Genomic DNA, 15,871 nt, shown 5'->3' with positions numbered 1-15,871 from the left:
AGGTTTGCGTGGGCGAGTTCTTTTAACCTCAATTCGTTTTTTCCAGCTCAAAATTGTATTTTTATCAATTTCAAATTGTGTCGATACCGCTCGTATGGAATATCCTTCCTCAAGCTTCGCTATCACTTTTCGTCTAAAATGTTCTGAATAACTCATTTTTAAATTGTCTTATATTTTTGATTGTTTGACTATATATTCTCATAAAATACTTCATAATAAATACTATCATTTAGCTTCAAAAGCTTATACCAACTAAAAAACTTTTTATAATCAGTGTGGTTCCCTATGGAGTATTCAGCGTCTAACAACGATTCTATACCTACTACTCACAATTCAAAAACACGTGTTCTACTTGCAAGCCTAGTCGGGACAACCATTGAATTTTTTGACTTTTACATTTATGCAACCGCAGCCGTGCTGGTGTTCCCACACCTTTTCTTTCCTGCAAGTAGCGGTGGCGCAGCAACCTTACAATCTCTTGCAGTTTTTGCTGTTGCATTTATTGCTCGCCCTATTGGCGCAGCAGTATTTGGGCACTTAGGTGATCGAATTGGAAGAAAATCGACATTGGTTGCCGCACTTTTACTTATGGGGCTTTCAACTGTTTGTATTGGACTACTCCCAACCTATGCTCATATAGGTATTTTTGCACCGCTTTTGCTTATTATTTGTCGTTTATGTCAAGGACTTGGACTAGGTGGCGAGTGGAGCGGTGCTGTTCTACTTGCAACAGAAAACGCACCAGAAGGAAAGCGTGCTTGGTATGGTATGTTTCCACAACTTGGCGCACCCATTGGTTTTATTTTAGCATCTGGCGCTTTTTTAATATTAGGTGCGACCATGTCTAACGAAAACTTTTTACAATGGGGATGGCGTATTCCATTTATTGCAAGTGCAGTTCTTGTCTTTTTAGGTTTGTACATTCGCTTAAAATTACATGAAACACCTGCTTTTCAACGTGTTTTAACCAAACAGAAAGAAACAACAATTCCTTTTAAAACAGTTTTTTCCCAACATGGAAAAACGTTATTTTTAGGAACAATAGGCGCTGTGTGTACCTTTGTATTATTCTATTTAATGACCGTATTTTCATTAAACTGGGGAACAACTGCCTTAGGCTACTCACGTGCTGACATGTTAAAAATGCAACTTCTTGCGACGGTTTGTTTTGGTATATTTATTCCTATCTCTGCCATACTTGCAGAAAAATTTGGTCGTAGAAAAACTTCTATCTGTATTTGTTTTTTAGTTGCAGTTTTTGGACTTAGTTTCCAGTATTTCCTAGTGCCCGATCAACCAGTAGTTATGACCATTTTCTTATGTATTGGATTATCTATTATGGGCTTAACTTATGGCCCTATCGGCACAATTTTATCTGAAATTTATCCAACTTCAATTCGCTATACAGGCTCTGCACTTTCTTTTAATTTAGCAGGTATTTTGGGTGCATCTTTTGCACCACTTATTGCCAATAATCTTGCAACAAATTATGGCGCATCTTTTGTAGGCTACTATTTATGTGTAGCTGCTGTTTTGTCCTTACTGGCTTTTTCAGCAATTAAGGAAACTAAACACCAAAATATAGATTAAACATATAAAGCACGATACTTCTTTGTATCGTGCTTTGCTTAAAATGGTACAGATGAAATAATATTCAATTGCTGATCTTCAATAAATGGATGTATAAAAGACAACTTATGAGCATGCAAAGCCATTCGCTTAAATTCACACAAATGAGGCTCAGGATGATAAAACTGGTCACCACAAATCGGATGGCCTATATGCATCATATGAATACGCAACTGATGTGATCGTCCAGTAATCGGTGTTAACTGAACGCGTGTTATCCCTTTGATAGTATTATATTCCAAAGGTTTATAATATGTTTGCGCAGGCTTTCCTTCTGCTAAATCAATTTTCTGTTTAGGTCGATTTGGCCAATCTGTAATTAATGGTGCGTTTACTTCACCAGAAGTAGAAAGCTTTCCCTGAACCAAAGCTATGTATTGTTTTTCAACTGCACGCTTTTGAAAAATTTTGCTCATCGCAATTTCTGCATCACGATGCTTGGCAAAAAGTAATATTCCAGATGTCGCCATATCTAAACGATGGGTTATTTTTATTGCTTGAAAGTTATGCTGTAGTCTCAAAAAAGCACTGTCATGGTGTTCAGGTAAACGTCCGGGTACAGATAACAATCCTGCTGGCTTATCTACAGCAATGAAATATTCATCTTCATACAGTACAGGTAGCTCACCCAATGGTGGCGTATAAATAAATTTTTCTTTTGTGATTACAGCCATAAATAACAGTCACTACAATATCGCTCAGCAAAATAGCAATCTGTGATTCTACTGTCAATCATTAGTCTAAGTAACGCCAAATACGATCGCGGTCTTGCTTTGCAATTGAAAATGTTAGTCCATTGTCTGCACGAACCAAGTGACTATTCATAGAATCATATACGACTTTAAATAAAGTTCCCTTATCAAAAACTACGGGAGTATATCCTTCTTTTTCTAAATTAATCGGCTCTAATAATTCAATAATAAGGTCAGCCATTTATATTTTCCACAAATTTTTAAATTACATTTTTATTATTATATTCCGAGTTTTGCTAAAATTTCCCTCCATTATGTGTTCTTTTTAACTATTTTTGTTATTTTTTGTGAAATTTAATGCATTTTAATAGATTTTAGCAACCAAACCTTAATTTGGTTGCAGGATAATAATACATGCTCCTAGCATTACAATTAGACCACCACCAATATCCCACCATGTTAGTGGCATCTGATCGACGAATCTTAACCACAGTAGTGCTGTGAAAACATAAATACCACCATAAGCTGCATATATTTTCCCAGATGCTGCAGGATGTAAGGTTAGCAGCCAGACAAATAGCAATAAGCTAATAATTGTCGGAATCCATAACCACTTCGTTTTATCTTGGTTAAACATGAGATATGGGAAATAGCATCCCAATATCTCAGCAATTGCAGTTACAAAAAACAGTCCAAAAACTTGTAAGGTTTTTAGAATATCGAAATTAAACATATCAACCTTATATGTGTACTAAGCAGGGGTCGTAATTTGATCCTCAAATATGGTCAGCTGCAACCCAACCGGACGATCATTTTCCTTTTTCACTGTCACTGCAACATTACCACCATTGTCTGCCAACTCTCCAAATAGAATCATTTCAGCCAATGGTTTTTTCAAATGCTCTTGAATAAGGCGTTGCATTGGACGGGCACCCATGAGGCGATCGTATCCCTCTGCAGCCATCCAATTACGTGCGCTCTCATCTACATCTAGAAATACTTTCTTCTCATCAAGTTGTGCTTGTAACTCCGTTAAGAATTTATCTACAACAGATTCTATAACACTCGGTGGTAGAGCTTTAAATTGAATTGTACTGTCTAAACGGTTTCTAAACTCTGGAGAGAAAGCTTTCTTCATTGCATCTTGGTTATCATTGCTATGATCTTGCTCCATAAACCCTATACTCGATCTAGAAATACTTTCAGCACCAATGTTTGTAGTCAGAACTAAAATTACATTTCGGAAGTCAGATTTACGACCATTATTATCTGTAAGTGATCCATGATCCATAATCTGTAAAAGTAGATTAAAAACATCGGGATGTGCTTTTTCAATCTCATCTAGTAACAGAATACTATGAGGATTTTTATGTACAGCATCAGTTAACAAGCCACCCTGATCAAACCCAACATAACCTGGAGGCGCACCAATTAAGCGTGATACAGCATGTCTTTCCATATATTCAGACATATCGAAACGAATAAGTTCTACACCAAGTAACTTAGCAAGTTGTTTAGTTACTTCTGTCTTACCTACACCTGTTGGCCCCGCAAAAACGAAACTTCCCACAGGTTTGTCGGGTGATTTTAGGCCTGCTCTAGACAACTTGATTGCAGAAGCCAATGCCGTAATTGCTTCATCCTGACCAAAAACAACACGTTTTAAATCACGCTCTAGATATTGCAAAACTGCTTTATCGTCTTTAGATACTGTTTTTGCAGGAATTCGTGCAATTTTAGAAATAATGTCTTCAATATTATCTACAGTAATTTGCGTATTTTCTTCTTCAGTTTTTAAACGTCGCTGAGCACCAGCTTCATCAATCACATCAATTGCCTTATCAGGCAGGAATCGATCGTTAATAAACTTAGAAGATAATTCGACAGCAGAAACCAGTGCCTGATCATCATATTTAACATGATGAAACTCTTCAAACTTGGATTTCAAGCCACGTAATATTTCAATTGTTTCACCAACACTTGGTTCATTTACATCAATTTTCTGGAATCGACGTGACAATGCATGGTCTTTTTCAAAAACTTGGCGATACTCTTGAAACGTTGTAGATCCAATACAACGCAACGTTCCATTGGCTAACGCAGGCTTAATCAAATTCGATGCATCCATCGTACTGCCCATACTTGAACCAGCACCAATAATCATATGAATTTCGTCGATGAATAAAATCGCATTTGGATTTTTCTTGAGTCCATTTAACAATTGCTTTAAACGCTTCTCAAAATCGCCACGATATTTTGTACCTGCAACCAATGCACCAATATCTAAACTATAAATTTCTGCCTGACTGAGTGGTTTTGGTGCTTTACCATTTACAATGAGCCACGCCAATCCCTCTGCAATAGAAGTTTTACCTACACCGGGATCACCCACCAATAGCGGGTTATTTTTACGGCGACGACATAAAATCTGTGCTGCGCGCTCAACTTCTTTTTCTCGACCAATTAATGGATCCGTTTTACCTTTAGAAGCCTCGACATTCAAATTAACCGTATATACTTCAAGTGGGTTTGCAGCAGTAGATGTCGTATGTTCACCATCTAGTTCTTCTGTTTCACCTTCTACTTTTAGCTCTTCTTTGTTTCCGCCATGAGATAAATATTGTGTCAGTGTCACACGATTAATTTGATGACGTTTTAATAAATAAACAGCAAACGTATCTCTTTCAGAATACATTGCGACCAATACATCTGCACCCTCTACGGCTCTACTTCCACCACTCGATTGCACATGAAAAATCGCACGTTGTAAAATACGGTCAAAGCTTTCCGTTGGATGCGGTGCCTGCTCACTATTCTCAGCTAATTTAGGCGTATGTTTTTCAATATACTCTTCAAGCTCTTTTCTGAGCGTTGTAATGTCTGCCCCGCATGACTTTAATGCATTTACAGCAGAATCATTGTCTAATAATGCAAGTAATAAATGTTCAACTGTTAAAAATTCATGTCTTTTTTGTCTAGCTAAACTCACAGCCAAACGTAAAGATACCTCTAATTGACGACTAAGCATACAATCCCCTTATTGTTTTGGCTCAATTTGACAAAGTAATGGATGACCTTGTGATCGAGCATAATTATTTACTTGATTGGCTTTGGTCTCAGCAATATCTCTAGGATAAACACCTGCAATGCCTTTCCCTTCATAATGTACAGTTAGCATTACTTGAGTGGCTTGGTCAAGATTCATTGCAAAGAAATCTTGTAAAATTTCAATAACAAAATCCATTGGGGTATAGTCATCATTCAGTAAAACCACCATATATAAAGGCGGAACCTTAAATTCTGGTGGTGCAGTTTTTACATCAAGATCACCCTCTTCATGGTGATCTTCACCTGACATGTTTAAATGCCAATCTGTATAACCTGACTGCTGAAATGAAGCTTTCACTTCATTTAAATTTACCTTTTTCTTTAGATGACGCATAGAGTTTAACTTCATAATTACTGAACTTTGGCCTCAGCTTGAGGAATATCGGATACAAATGCCGAAGGACTTTCGATTTCTTTTCCTTTCAACCAGTTAAAACGTTTAATTTCAGTCAGTCCACCATTAACACGTACCTCAATAAATTGTGGTACAAAACCTTTTGGCATTGTCCAACGACCTGTAAGACGTTGAAAACTCTCAAACTCAAAATGCTTATTTTCCATAGGAATAGCTAAAACTTCTCCCCCACGAATAAGTCTAAGTTCGACAGTACCAGAAGCCTTTTTAGAACTGACTTGTAGTAAATCTAATTGGTATTCAAACACATTTTCAGGCAGTGGTCTCACACCTAGATTTTGAACCATTAAACTTACACCACCTCTTTGGCGTAAGATACTTCTATAAATCTGACTTTGCGTCTGAGCAATACCCAAGTCTGCTTTCCCTTCATTAAGCGCATGTGTCAAATGTGTGGTATTACTTAAAGCGACATCTCGCTCTTGTATAGCCATATTCAAATTTTTGTTCAATGTAGAAAGGGTATCTTTCTGCTTTTGAACAATTTCCATAAGCTCTTCAGCATTGGCTTCATAACCAACAACTGTTAAACCTTGACGGTGTCCGACCGAATAACCAAGTGCACCACCACCTATAAATAAAATAAGGCTTGCCAGTAAAATAAATTTATGGGCTTGCATGAAATTAGGTTTTTTTATTTTTTGTGAATCTAAAGGATTCTGCTCAAGCGTCTTTTGTGTCATTTTTATGCTCAACATAATACACTCACTACAGCACTGTAGTGAGTGCTTTTCAAACTTAAGGTGATAGTGCAATTCCTGTTAAACCCGTTTCTTCAGCGAGTCCGCACATTAAATTCATATTTTGTACAGCTTGTCCTGCAGCACCTTTTACAAGATTGTCTTGAATAACGACAATAACAAGCTTCTTAGGTTGTGGCTTATATAAAGCGATTCTCAATTCATTTGCCCCACGTACACTGCGTGTTTCTGGTAAAGACCCCTGAGGCATTACATCTACAAACAATTCATTTTTATAAAAAGCTTCATAGAATGCCTGAATATCTAAATCATCACCTTCTTGTGTTAAGTCTACATAAATTGTACTTAACATGCCACGAATCATAGGAACCAAATGTGGTACAAATACCAAATGATCAAATGCCTTTTTTTGCCCAGAAATATTTTCTAAAGCCTCAATAATTTCAGGCTGATGACGATGTCCAGACACGCTGTATGCTTTAAAGCTATCAGCATTTTCAGTATAAATCATACCCATACTTGCTTTACGACCAGCACCCGAAACACCAGATTTCGCATCTACAATAATACTTTTGGTTTCTATTAAGTTTTTAGTTTTAAGTAAAGGCGCTAATCCTAACTGTACTGTGGTTGGGTAACATCCAGGATTCCCGATAACTTGTGCATTTTTAATTTTTTCACGATTTAATTCAGATAAACCATATATCGAAGACTTTAAGAGCTCTGGACACTCATGTGCCATTCCATACCATTTTTCAAACTCTTCTAGATTCTGTAGTCTAAAGTCGGCAGCCAAATCAATTACTTTTGTATTTGCATCAACCAACGCTTGTGCATATTTCATCGCCACACCATGCGGAGTTGCAAAAAATACGACATCACAAGATTTTAATACATCCGTGTCTAAATCTGAAAATGTCAGATCAGTATGGCCGCGTAAACTTGGAAACATATCACATACACGCTTCCCAGCCTCAGTTCGAGAAGTAAGTACACGCACTGTTACATTCGGATGTCTGAGTAAAAGTCTAAGTAATTCAACACCCGTATAACCTGTACCACCAACTATGCCAACTGAAATCACTTGTACTACCTCAAATTCATTTTATTTAAAAAACATCTTAGTATGACAGGAAGCTTATTTTTTCTAAATATATTTTTATACACTAGATCATATTTTTCACTGCCATCTATATCATTATAGAAGCCAATGTGGCCAATGAAATAATTTTAAACTCTTTCTGTGCAGCGAATAATGGTCATCATACTTTTCGACCTGTTTCCAAAACAAAGAACTGTGATTAAAATAAATGGTATGGGCCAATTCATGCACACATACATAGCGTACCAAATTTATAGGTAGAAGTACCAATATAGCGTTTAGCATGATTTTGTGCTGCTGATTGCAACTCCCCCAGCGACTTTTTACCCATCTCACCTGTGAGCCATGGTATAGCATATTTGTTTCTAAAGAGATTTGTTTTAAATATTCTGTGAGATACTTTTTAGCATAAAACAAAATAAAGTCTTTTAAAGCCTCAATGCGGTGTAAGAAAAGGATGTTTGCCAATTCATCTAAAAAATAAGGCATTTTTTGTTCACGAACGCAGATCTGTAAAGGAGTGCTCCGATTAAACAATATAATTTTCTCGGGTATTTCTACGGGCTTTTTTTTAGTTTTCTCCCATGTCTCTAAAAGCCATTCCTCAGATTGATTTAAAAAATCCTGAATATATCGTTGGGAGCAAACTTTAGGAACAGTTAATTTAATCTGATTGGGATAGACACGCAAGCGCATTTGTTTTGCGCTAGCATGTCGAATAATCTTAATTTCTGGTAAATCAGATAAAGTCATTACTTATTCAGCAAAACGCTCTTCAATACCGCTATCTGTTGCGACCACTGCAATATCAGCTTTATTTAAAGCAAATATGCCATTAGTAACAACACCAGGAATATCATTGATCGTGCGCTCTAATTCAAGTGCATCTAAAATATTTAGATTATGTACATCAATAATCACATTACCATTGTCTGTTACTACACCTTCACGGTAAGCAGGATCACCACCAAGCGTGACAATTTTACGTGCCACAGCAGAACGTGCCATTGGAATTACCTCAATCGGTAAAGGAAAGTCATGCCCCAACTGCCCTACCCATTTAGAATCATCCACAATACATACAAATTTCTTTGCAATTGATGCAACAATTTTTTCACGTGTTAATGCCGCACCACCGCCTTTAATCATATGTAAATGGCGATCAATTTCATCTGCGCCATCGACATACGCATCTAAACCACCAACCTGATTCATATCTACAACGTCTATGCCTAATTTTTTTAAGCGCTCTGCCGTTGCTTCAGAGCTAGCCACTGCGCCCTTCAATTCTAATTCAGGCAATAAATCAATTAAAAAGTTTACTGTGCTTCCTGTCCCTACACCTAAAATGCCTCCTTGAGGTAAGTGTTTCAATGCAGCTTTGGCAGCTGCTTGCTTCTTTGCATCTTGGTTTGCATATAAACTCATATAAAGATTACTCAAAATTTTTAGGTTGATGAAAGAATTAGGTTGATTATTCGACCTAATCATATACAGTGTTTATTTCAATTCATCCCTATTTTAAACTGTTAAACGGAAGATAACCATGTTGTTTCGCTTGGTCAGACAAATTTTACAAGCAACTGTATACGATGTTGCCATTGAATCTCCTCTCGAAGCAGCTCCACGAATTAGTCAAAAAATTAACAACAACATTCGTTTAAAACGCGAAGATCTACAGCCAGTTTTCTCTTTTAAACTACGTGGTGCATATAACCGTATTAGCCAGCTTTCAGAAGAGCAACGAAAACGCGGTGTCATTTGTGCTTCAGCAGGAAACCATGCTCAGGGCGTGGCTTTATCTGGGAAAAAACTAGGTATTCGTGCCATTATTGTTATGCCAATTACAACACCAGATATTAAAGTACAGGCGGTAAAACGCTTAGGTGGTGAAGTTGTTTTACACGGCGACTCTTTTGATATTGCAAATAGATATGCAATGCAACGCGCAGAGAACGAGGGACTTGTTTTTGTACCTCCTTACGATGATGAGCTGGTTATTGCAGGACAAGGAACAATTGCGAACGAGATTTTGCGCCAATGGCGTGAAGTAGATTATATCTTTGTTGCTGTTGGTGGTGGTGGACTTATTTCAGGAATTGCAGCATATTTTGCCGAAATCGCACCCCATGTCAAAGTCATTCCTGTCGAATATGAAGAATCTGCTTGTTTAAAAGCAGCTTTTGAAACCAATGAGCGTGTTACTTTATCTCACGTTGGATTATTTGCAGATGGAACTGCTGTCGCACGAATTGGTGAAATTCCTTTTGAGATTCTACGTAAGACAAAATCAGACGGTACACCTATTGTTGAAAAAGATGTTGTACTCGTAAATACAGATGAAATATGTGCTGCTGTTAAAGATACATTTGATGAAACACGTAGTATTGTAGAGCCTTCTGGTGCAATGGCGCTAGCAGGTATCAAAAAATATGTCAAAGCACACCAATTGGAAGGCAAAAATATTGTTTCAATTGTATGTGGCGCAAACATGAATTTTGATCGCCTACGCTATATTGCAGAACGTACAGAACTTGGGGAACGCCGTGAAGCAATTTATGCGGTAACAATTCCAGAGGAAAAAGGTGCTTTCTTAAATTTTTGTCGCACACTACAAGGTCGTAATATTACTGAGTTTAATTACCGTGTAAACGACAATCACACCGCACAAGTATTTGCGGGTGTTAGTTTAAAAGATGGCGATACAGAGCGAAAAGAAATTCTCCATACATTAGAAACGCATTATGATGTTGACGATTTATCTAATGATGAAGTTGCGAAATTACATATTCGTTACTTAATTGGTGGACATGCGCAACAAAACGAACGTCTATTTAGAGTCGAGTTTCCTGAAAGACCAGGTGCCTTACTGACATTTTTAGAAAGACTTGGCCCTACCCACAATATTACGCTTTTCCACTATCGTAACCATGGTGCTGCAGAAGGCCGTGTGTTGGTTGGTCTACAGTCTGAGTTAAATAGTCATGGCGAGGATGACCTGATAGAAACTCTTAAAAACATTAGCTATCCATACCAAGAAGTAACGGATAATTTAGGTTATAAGCGTTTCTTAAAATAACTATCTTATTTAAATGTGGGGCGAAATGCCCCATGTTTAAAACCAATCCATTAATGACACACCCAATCCAACATAGTTAGCACGATGATTATAGTCAATTAAGCTTTCACCATAACCATTGAAGTATTGGAATTGACCTCTTAATTTTCCTTTAATTGGGAAGCTCCAATCAAACTGCACTGCACCATGAGAAGCATCTCCCCCTCTTAAAGAATGTCTTAACATTAAAGAAAAGTTATTTTCATTCCACTTATAAAATGCAGTTAAATCCGCTCTTCCCATATAGTCGGTAATATCTGGATTATTATCATTTTTTGCAGATTCAGGTAACCTATACCACGGTCTAAAAATGAGTGCAAAATTATCACGTTCTAATCCAATGTTAAGCATCACCCTATTCCAACTTCTAGAATAAGGATCTTCTCTACCATTTGACTGATGATTTACCGTTAGACCGAGCAAACGCCCATTCAAACCAAGTAAATTATAGTTTGTTCTAAAAATTAAACTGGCTTCTGGTTCATAGTCTGTTTCACGAAATGGACTCGAATTTCTCGCGTTATAAGCTTGCCAACGTGAAGATTGCGTATACCCTACCCATAAATCACCATTATTACCAAATATATTTTCTAAAGCTTTTGTTTTAAAAGAAAGTTGAAACTTAAGCTCTGTCGAATCTATATCTTGTTGCGGTACTTGATTGTCTGGATTAGGACTATAAGGGGTTAAATTCTTATCACTGGTCCAAAATGCTGGAAATACATATACAGGTTTATATGCACGCATATTCCATGTTCCAAGTTTACTTTTTTCAGAGAGCTCCCAACGGCTATCCAATAAAGAGTCGACTGGGTTCATTGGAACATTTACATCTTGTTTATAGATTGTGCCCACAGACTGTTTGAGCTTATCTGTGATCGATAATGGTTCAGTCGTCGCTGTTTTAGGGGTTTCTTCCTTAACATCAACATGTTCAGCAACCAAATTTTCTTTCACTTTTGTTTGTGCTTTAAAATAGGTGTCATAACATGACAATCTGGCTGCATCATTTTGAACACTTACACAAGCTTGCCCACTACTTGGGCTAAAGCTTGTACTTGTATTGGCCACACTTTCTGCATATGGCGTTGTACTCAACAACAATGAACCAACTGTGGTTAATGCTCCCAAATACAAACTACACCTATGTTCATTTCTTTCTAACGCCATGCGCTTCACCACAACTATTTAATTCAATTGTTTAATGTTAAATCCGAGTGTTTGCAATTCTTCACGCTTTGCAAACGGTGCAACAATACCTTTTACTGGTTTTTTGTCCAATAAATATTGTTGTGCCACACGTCTTAGATCATCAAACGTAACTGCCAAAATACGTGATCGCATTTCAGTCCTAAACGCTGGTGTACGCTGATGCAACATTGAGTAGCAGGCTGTAATCGCTTCTCCAGCAGGTGAACCTGGTTTATCCATAGACGCAATTAAGCCTAAAATTGCTTCTTCAAGTTGATGCGGTTTATGTTCTTTAGTCATTAACCAAGTCAGACTTGCTTCAAAATCTGCAAATGTCTCTGTTAAGCGAGGATCTCTATAACTAAAGAATTTAAAGGCGCAAGAATTACCATCATAAGTGGCTCCACCACCATAAGCTCCGCCTTTTTCTCTTAGTGCACTATGTAAGAATCCATTTCTTAAATAACCCGCAAGTACCATTAACGGCGCTGCATCAGGATGCGATGATTCTACAGCCTCATAAGCCGCAGCACAAAACTGTACGTTAGTTTGCACTAGCCAAGCTTCATCACCCGTTGTATTTTCAATGTTTACCTTTGGTAATTGAACCATTGCTTCAGATGAAGATAACGTATGCCACACATGAGCAATTTCTTTTTCAAGTAAAGCAGACTGTTGATCCTCACATACTAAAAGTATTTGTTTTGGTGCGTGGATTAAATGCTGATGAATAGACTTAAAACCCTCAATTAATGAATCGTAGGCTTTCTCATCTTGTTCTACTGTACGAATAAGTTCACTTAACCAATTTAAAGCACCTAAGCCAGTACAGAAATAATCACGTTTTGCTAAAGCACTCATATTACGTGCCGCAATTTGCATTGCATAACTATGGCCTGAGCCACTAACACGTGCATGCCAACGCGTTTTACGCTGTTGTAATAACTCAATAATACGTGCTTTTTCATCAAATCTAATTTGTTCAAAAGCAACTTTTAAAAGTTCAATGGCATCAGTCTTATCGACAAGAGCTTTTGTGGTTAATGTTAAGAAAGCGCTGATTTCATTTTTATCATTTAAACCACTTCTTAACGATGCTCCCATACCTACGCCACCACTTACAGCAGTTTGTTGCTGTTGCAGTTCTAGATAATTATACTCACCAGCTCCCACTTCACCCATAAGTACATTTAAGAGACTTAAATACGGTGAAGATAGGATTTCTTTTGGGATTTCGATAATAATCTGGTTGTAATACAAACCATTTGTACCTGCATGATAGGTATGTAATGGTATTGGTTTACCATTATGCTGAATATCTTTGGTTACACCACGAACAATATGAAGCTCTTCAGGAATGTCTTCTAGTCCAACTTTAGGCAGTAGACTTAAATCATCTTCAGTTTCCTGACGTTGTTTCAGCTCAACTGCACGTTGTTTTAAAACTTCACGTTGCTCATCATTTAATTCAGCATCAATTTTATTAAGTTTCTCTTGCTCTGCATCCTGCTCAAGTTTAGTTTTTGTCGCATCAGGAATAAGCGTGAGTTGAACACGGTGAGGATTATCCAACAAATAAGTTTGAATTAAAGAAGATAACCACATTGGGTCTTTTAGTTCTTCTTTTACCATCGTAATTGCAGCATCGACATCCCATACATGTATAGGATCACTATGATGTATCACGCTTCCCATACCGTTCATAATTAAACTTAAACCGTATGGAGAACCATCACCACCCACTTCGCGTTGATGTAACTCTATTTGGTGTAAAATCGAGGAAACTAGCTCTTCATCTACAGGACGGGCAGCAACCTCTCGAAGAATATTTAAAACACCCTCTTTAAACTGAACAGCATTTTCTTCATTTGAACCTTGAACACCACATAAAAATGTCATTTCAAAATTACTGTCATCGACGCCCATAAATGGACCTGCTGAATCAGCATAGTCACATGTTTCTAAATAATGGCGCAATGGCGAAGCAGAGTTTTCTAAAAGGATGCCTTCAACCAATCGCATGCCTAGTCTGAGTTTAATATCACTCGCTTGTGGTAATAACCATGACATAACATGATAGGTCTTATCTTTTAAATCTTCACTATCTACCGCATAAGACTCTACTTTTTCGATTGGTGCTTGAAGACGTTTTTCTGGTTTAGAGTAGATCGTTTCGCCTTTAGAAAAATGGGACAGTGCTTGCAATTCAAATTGTTCTTGTAACTCTACAGCAGGAATGTCACCAAAAGTCATAAATACAGCATTACTTGGGTGGTAATGTGTTTTATAAAAATCTACCAACTGCTCATATGTAAGCTCTGGAATATCTTTTGGATCACCACCTGAGTTGTAATGATACGTTGTTTCTGGAAATAAATGATGCGCTAACTGATGGTATAATTGATCTGTTGGTGAGCTCATCGCACCTTTCATTTCATTAAAAACAACACCTTTAAATACAGGCTTATCATTTTCAATTTCAACTCGAATCCCTTCTTGAGCAAAATCTAACGGATTTAAATTCGCGGCAAAAGCAGCATCTAAATATACGGATAATAAATTATTAAAATCTTTTTTATTTTGTGTAGCAAATGGATAAGCTGTCCAATCTGCTGCCGTAAAGGCATTCATAAATGTATTTAAAGAGCGACGAATCATTAAAAAGAATGGATCTCGCACAGGGAAGTTTTTAGAGCCACATAGTGCAGTATGCTCTAAAATATGAGCTGTTCCTTTAGAATCCATGGGCTGTGTTCTAAATGCAACTAAGAATACATTCTCTTCATGTGAGCTCTCTAGATGGTAATGTATTGCACCTGTGACACGGTGATGGTACTCCACTACATTTACATCTAACGCCTCAACATGGTGCTGACGTACCAACTGAAACGCAGGATGACAATTTTGAGAATTGGTTTCAGTGACATCTGACGTCATGCGATCTCCTAAAAATTCATATCATTGATTTAAGTTTCAGTATTATAACGAGATTATTTACTCTATTTCAGCATAAAACTGTAATTTCGATCTAACTTATTTCATATTCTCTTTACTTGTTAGTTTGGCTATCCATATAGATTAAAACAACTGGAAAAATAATAATTTAAAAAATACAAATACTTGCATTTCATAAAACTTTAAAATGAATTAAACGTAATTGTCATAAAAAGACTGCATTGTATGTCCGACTTTCTAAAAAGATACAATTTAAAACATGAAAAATATTATTACACTTTGCACTATAGGACTTTTCATTTGCTCGCCGTCAGTACATGCCTTAAGCCTGAGTTATGGACACTACTATGAAGACCTTTCAAAAAAGAATGTGGATGTTATTGGTTTAGAACATACTTTTAAAAATCGAATTACCCTTGCAACCGAGTGGAAAGCGACACCTGACAATCAAGACAATGGCCGTCCTGGTACTGCTTTTTCTCATGAAAAATTTTATGAAAAAAAGTTTAAAGCAAAATATAAGTATAGTTTTAATAACTACTATTCAGCAGGTCCTGAGTTAGAATATGCAAATAAAACAGACGGCGATAAATATAAAGCAAAGATTACAAATGACTTTAACCTCACGAATACAGATAAGGTCTATGTAAAAATGGTAGGCGAACGTATGAATTACGATGCAAAAAAGCCACCTAAAAAAATACTTTATGCAGAATCTGGTTATACTAAAAAAATAGATAAAACGAAAATCACATACGAATATACGTATTACCATGGTCAAGACACAAAATTATTTAACAATAAAAATACCGACTATCGCCATAAATTTAATATGGAATATAAACTTTCATCTAAAATTAGTCCCTATATTGAAGTAAGAAATGAATCTTTAAGTAGTAAATCTGATCGAAGACAAACTATTTTTGAAACAGGCCTAAGCTATACCTTCTTTTAATAGGA

Annotated in this window: 15 protein-coding genes; 3 read left to right on the top strand and 12 right to left on the bottom strand. The window is 36.9% G+C overall.

Features of this window, described 5'->3' with window-relative positions:
- On the bottom strand, positions 1 to 156 hold a 156-nt coding region (locus tag I2F23_RS06095), incomplete at its 3' end, for a helix-turn-helix domain-containing protein (RefSeq protein WP_213014677.1).
- A 129-nt stretch (positions 157 to 285) separates the two neighbouring features.
- On the opposite strand from I2F23_RS06095, the gene I2F23_RS06090 reads away from it, so the two are divergent.
- A complete protein-coding gene (locus I2F23_RS06090; protein WP_195771669.1) occupies positions 286 to 1,590 on the top strand; it encodes an MFS transporter in 1,305 nt (434 codons plus the stop codon).
- A 38-nt stretch (positions 1,591 to 1,628) separates the two neighbouring features.
- On the opposite strand, the gene I2F23_RS06085 is transcribed toward I2F23_RS06090, so the two are convergent.
- The 9 genes from I2F23_RS06085 to rpiA all read right to left on the bottom strand — a co-directional run bounded on the left by I2F23_RS06085 (position 1,629) and on the right by rpiA (position 9,075).
- The gene (locus I2F23_RS06085; protein ID WP_195771668.1) at positions 1,629 to 2,303 is read right to left on the bottom strand and encodes an RluA family pseudouridine synthase; all 675 of its coding nucleotides are present in this window, start codon (positions 2,301 to 2,303) and stop codon (positions 1,629 to 1,631) included.
- 61 nt (positions 2,304 to 2,364) lie between these two features.
- Positions 2,365 to 2,562 carry a hypothetical protein gene (locus tag I2F23_RS06080; RefSeq protein WP_195771667.1) on the bottom strand — a complete coding sequence of 66 codons (198 nt, stop codon included), beginning with the start codon at positions 2,560 to 2,562 and terminating at the stop codon, positions 2,365 to 2,367.
- A gap of 147 nt (positions 2,563 to 2,709) precedes the next feature.
- Positions 2,710 to 3,054 (bottom strand): YnfA family protein, encoded by a 345-nt coding sequence (locus I2F23_RS06075; protein WP_195771666.1) that lies wholly within the window; start codon positions 3,052 to 3,054, stop codon positions 2,710 to 2,712.
- An 18-nt stretch (positions 3,055 to 3,072) separates the two neighbouring features.
- Positions 3,073 to 5,349 (bottom strand): ATP-dependent Clp protease ATP-binding subunit ClpA, encoded by a 2,277-nt coding sequence (gene clpA, locus I2F23_RS06070; protein WP_195771665.1) that lies wholly within the window; start codon positions 5,347 to 5,349, stop codon positions 3,073 to 3,075.
- 9 nt (positions 5,350 to 5,358) lie between these two features.
- On the bottom strand, positions 5,359 to 5,763 hold the full coding sequence (clpS, locus tag I2F23_RS06065; RefSeq protein WP_195771671.1) for an ATP-dependent Clp protease adapter ClpS: 405 nt from the start codon (positions 5,761 to 5,763) through the stop codon (positions 5,359 to 5,361).
- 17 nt (positions 5,764 to 5,780) lie between these two features.
- Positions 5,781 to 6,527 carry a DUF6776 family protein gene (locus I2F23_RS06060; protein ID WP_195771664.1) on the bottom strand — a complete coding sequence of 249 codons (747 nt, stop codon included), beginning with the start codon at positions 6,525 to 6,527 and terminating at the stop codon, positions 5,781 to 5,783.
- 55 nt (positions 6,528 to 6,582) lie between these two features.
- Complete coding sequence (gene argC, locus I2F23_RS06055) at positions 6,583 to 7,629, bottom strand: N-acetyl-gamma-glutamyl-phosphate reductase (protein ID WP_195771663.1); 1,047 nt, start codon at positions 7,627 to 7,629, stop codon at positions 6,583 to 6,585.
- A gap of 114 nt (positions 7,630 to 7,743) precedes the next feature.
- Positions 7,744 to 8,400 (bottom strand): YgjP-like metallopeptidase domain-containing protein, encoded by a 657-nt coding sequence (locus tag I2F23_RS06050; protein WP_195771662.1) that lies wholly within the window; start codon positions 8,398 to 8,400, stop codon positions 7,744 to 7,746.
- 3 nt (positions 8,401 to 8,403) lie between these two features.
- Positions 8,404 to 9,075, bottom strand: a complete 672-nt coding sequence (rpiA, locus tag I2F23_RS06045) for a ribose-5-phosphate isomerase RpiA (RefSeq protein ID WP_195771661.1) — start codon at positions 9,073 to 9,075, stop codon at positions 8,404 to 8,406.
- 118 nt (positions 9,076 to 9,193) lie between these two features.
- Here rpiA and ilvA point away from each other — a divergent pair, with 118 nt between their 5' ends.
- Positions 9,194 to 10,726: a threonine ammonia-lyase, biosynthetic gene (ilvA, locus tag I2F23_RS06040; protein ID WP_195771660.1), complete on the top strand. Its 1,533-nt coding sequence runs from the start codon at positions 9,194 to 9,196 to the stop codon at positions 10,724 to 10,726.
- Positions 10,727 to 10,762: 36 nt separating this feature from the next.
- On the opposite strand, the gene I2F23_RS06035 is transcribed toward ilvA, so the two are convergent.
- Entirely contained in the window at positions 10,763 to 11,935 is a 1,173-nt protein-coding gene (locus I2F23_RS06035; protein WP_195771659.1) for a phospholipase A, read from the bottom strand.
- A gap of 18 nt (positions 11,936 to 11,953) precedes the next feature.
- On the bottom strand, positions 11,954 to 14,893 hold the full coding sequence (locus tag I2F23_RS06030; protein WP_195771658.1) for an insulinase family protein: 2,940 nt from the start codon (positions 14,891 to 14,893) through the stop codon (positions 11,954 to 11,956).
- A 277-nt stretch (positions 14,894 to 15,170) separates the two neighbouring features.
- On the opposite strand from I2F23_RS06030, the gene I2F23_RS06025 reads away from it, so the two are divergent.
- On the top strand, positions 15,171 to 15,866 hold the full coding sequence (locus tag I2F23_RS06025) for an oligogalacturonate-specific porin KdgM family protein (protein WP_195771657.1): 696 nt from the start codon (positions 15,171 to 15,173) through the stop codon (positions 15,864 to 15,866).
- Positions 15,867 to 15,871 lie beyond the last annotated feature (5 nt).

Origin of the sequence: Acinetobacter pollinis, from assembly GCF_015627175.1 — a bacterium.
Lineage (GTDB): Bacteria > Pseudomonadota > Gammaproteobacteria > Pseudomonadales > Moraxellaceae > Acinetobacter > Acinetobacter pollinis.
This window is presented reverse-complemented; position numbering and strand designations above follow the sequence as displayed.

Bases quoted from the DNA above. Each gene is read 5' to 3' on its own strand.
- I2F23_RS06050 (WP_195771662.1), bottom strand. From the start codon at position 8,400: ATGACTTTATCTGATTTACCAGAAATTAAGATTATTCGACATGCTAGC.
- ilvA (WP_195771660.1), top strand. From the start codon at position 9,194: ATGTTGTTTCGCTTGGTCAGACAAATTTTACAAGCAACTGTATACGAT.
- I2F23_RS06030 (WP_195771658.1), bottom strand. From the start codon at position 14,893: ATGACGTCAGATGTCACTGAAACCAATTCTCAAAATTGTCATCCTGCG.
- I2F23_RS06090 (WP_195771669.1), top strand. From the start codon at position 286: ATGGAGTATTCAGCGTCTAACAACGATTCTATACCTACTACTCACAAT.
- I2F23_RS06080 (WP_195771667.1), bottom strand. From the start codon at position 2,562: ATGGCTGACCTTATTATTGAATTATTAGAGCCGATTAATTTAGAAAAA.
- I2F23_RS06025 (WP_195771657.1), top strand. From the start codon at position 15,171: ATGAAAAATATTATTACACTTTGCACTATAGGACTTTTCATTTGCTCG.
- I2F23_RS06060 (WP_195771664.1), bottom strand. From the start codon at position 6,527: ATGACACAAAAGACGCTTGAGCAGAATCCTTTAGATTCACAAAAAATA.
- I2F23_RS06035 (WP_195771659.1), bottom strand. From the start codon at position 11,935: ATGGCGTTAGAAAGAAATGAACATAGGTGTAGTTTGTATTTGGGAGCA.
- I2F23_RS06085 (WP_195771668.1), bottom strand. From the start codon at position 2,303: ATGGCTGTAATCACAAAAGAAAAATTTATTTATACGCCACCATTGGGT.
- I2F23_RS06075 (WP_195771666.1), bottom strand. From the start codon at position 3,054: ATGTTTAATTTCGATATTCTAAAAACCTTACAAGTTTTTGGACTGTTT.
- rpiA (WP_195771661.1), bottom strand. From the start codon at position 9,075: ATGAGTTTATATGCAAACCAAGATGCAAAGAAGCAAGCAGCTGCCAAA.
- clpA (WP_195771665.1), bottom strand. From the start codon at position 5,349: ATGCTTAGTCGTCAATTAGAGGTATCTTTACGTTTGGCTGTGAGTTTA.
- clpS (WP_195771671.1), bottom strand. From the start codon at position 5,763: ATGCGTCATCTAAAGAAAAAGGTAAATTTAAATGAAGTGAAAGCTTCA.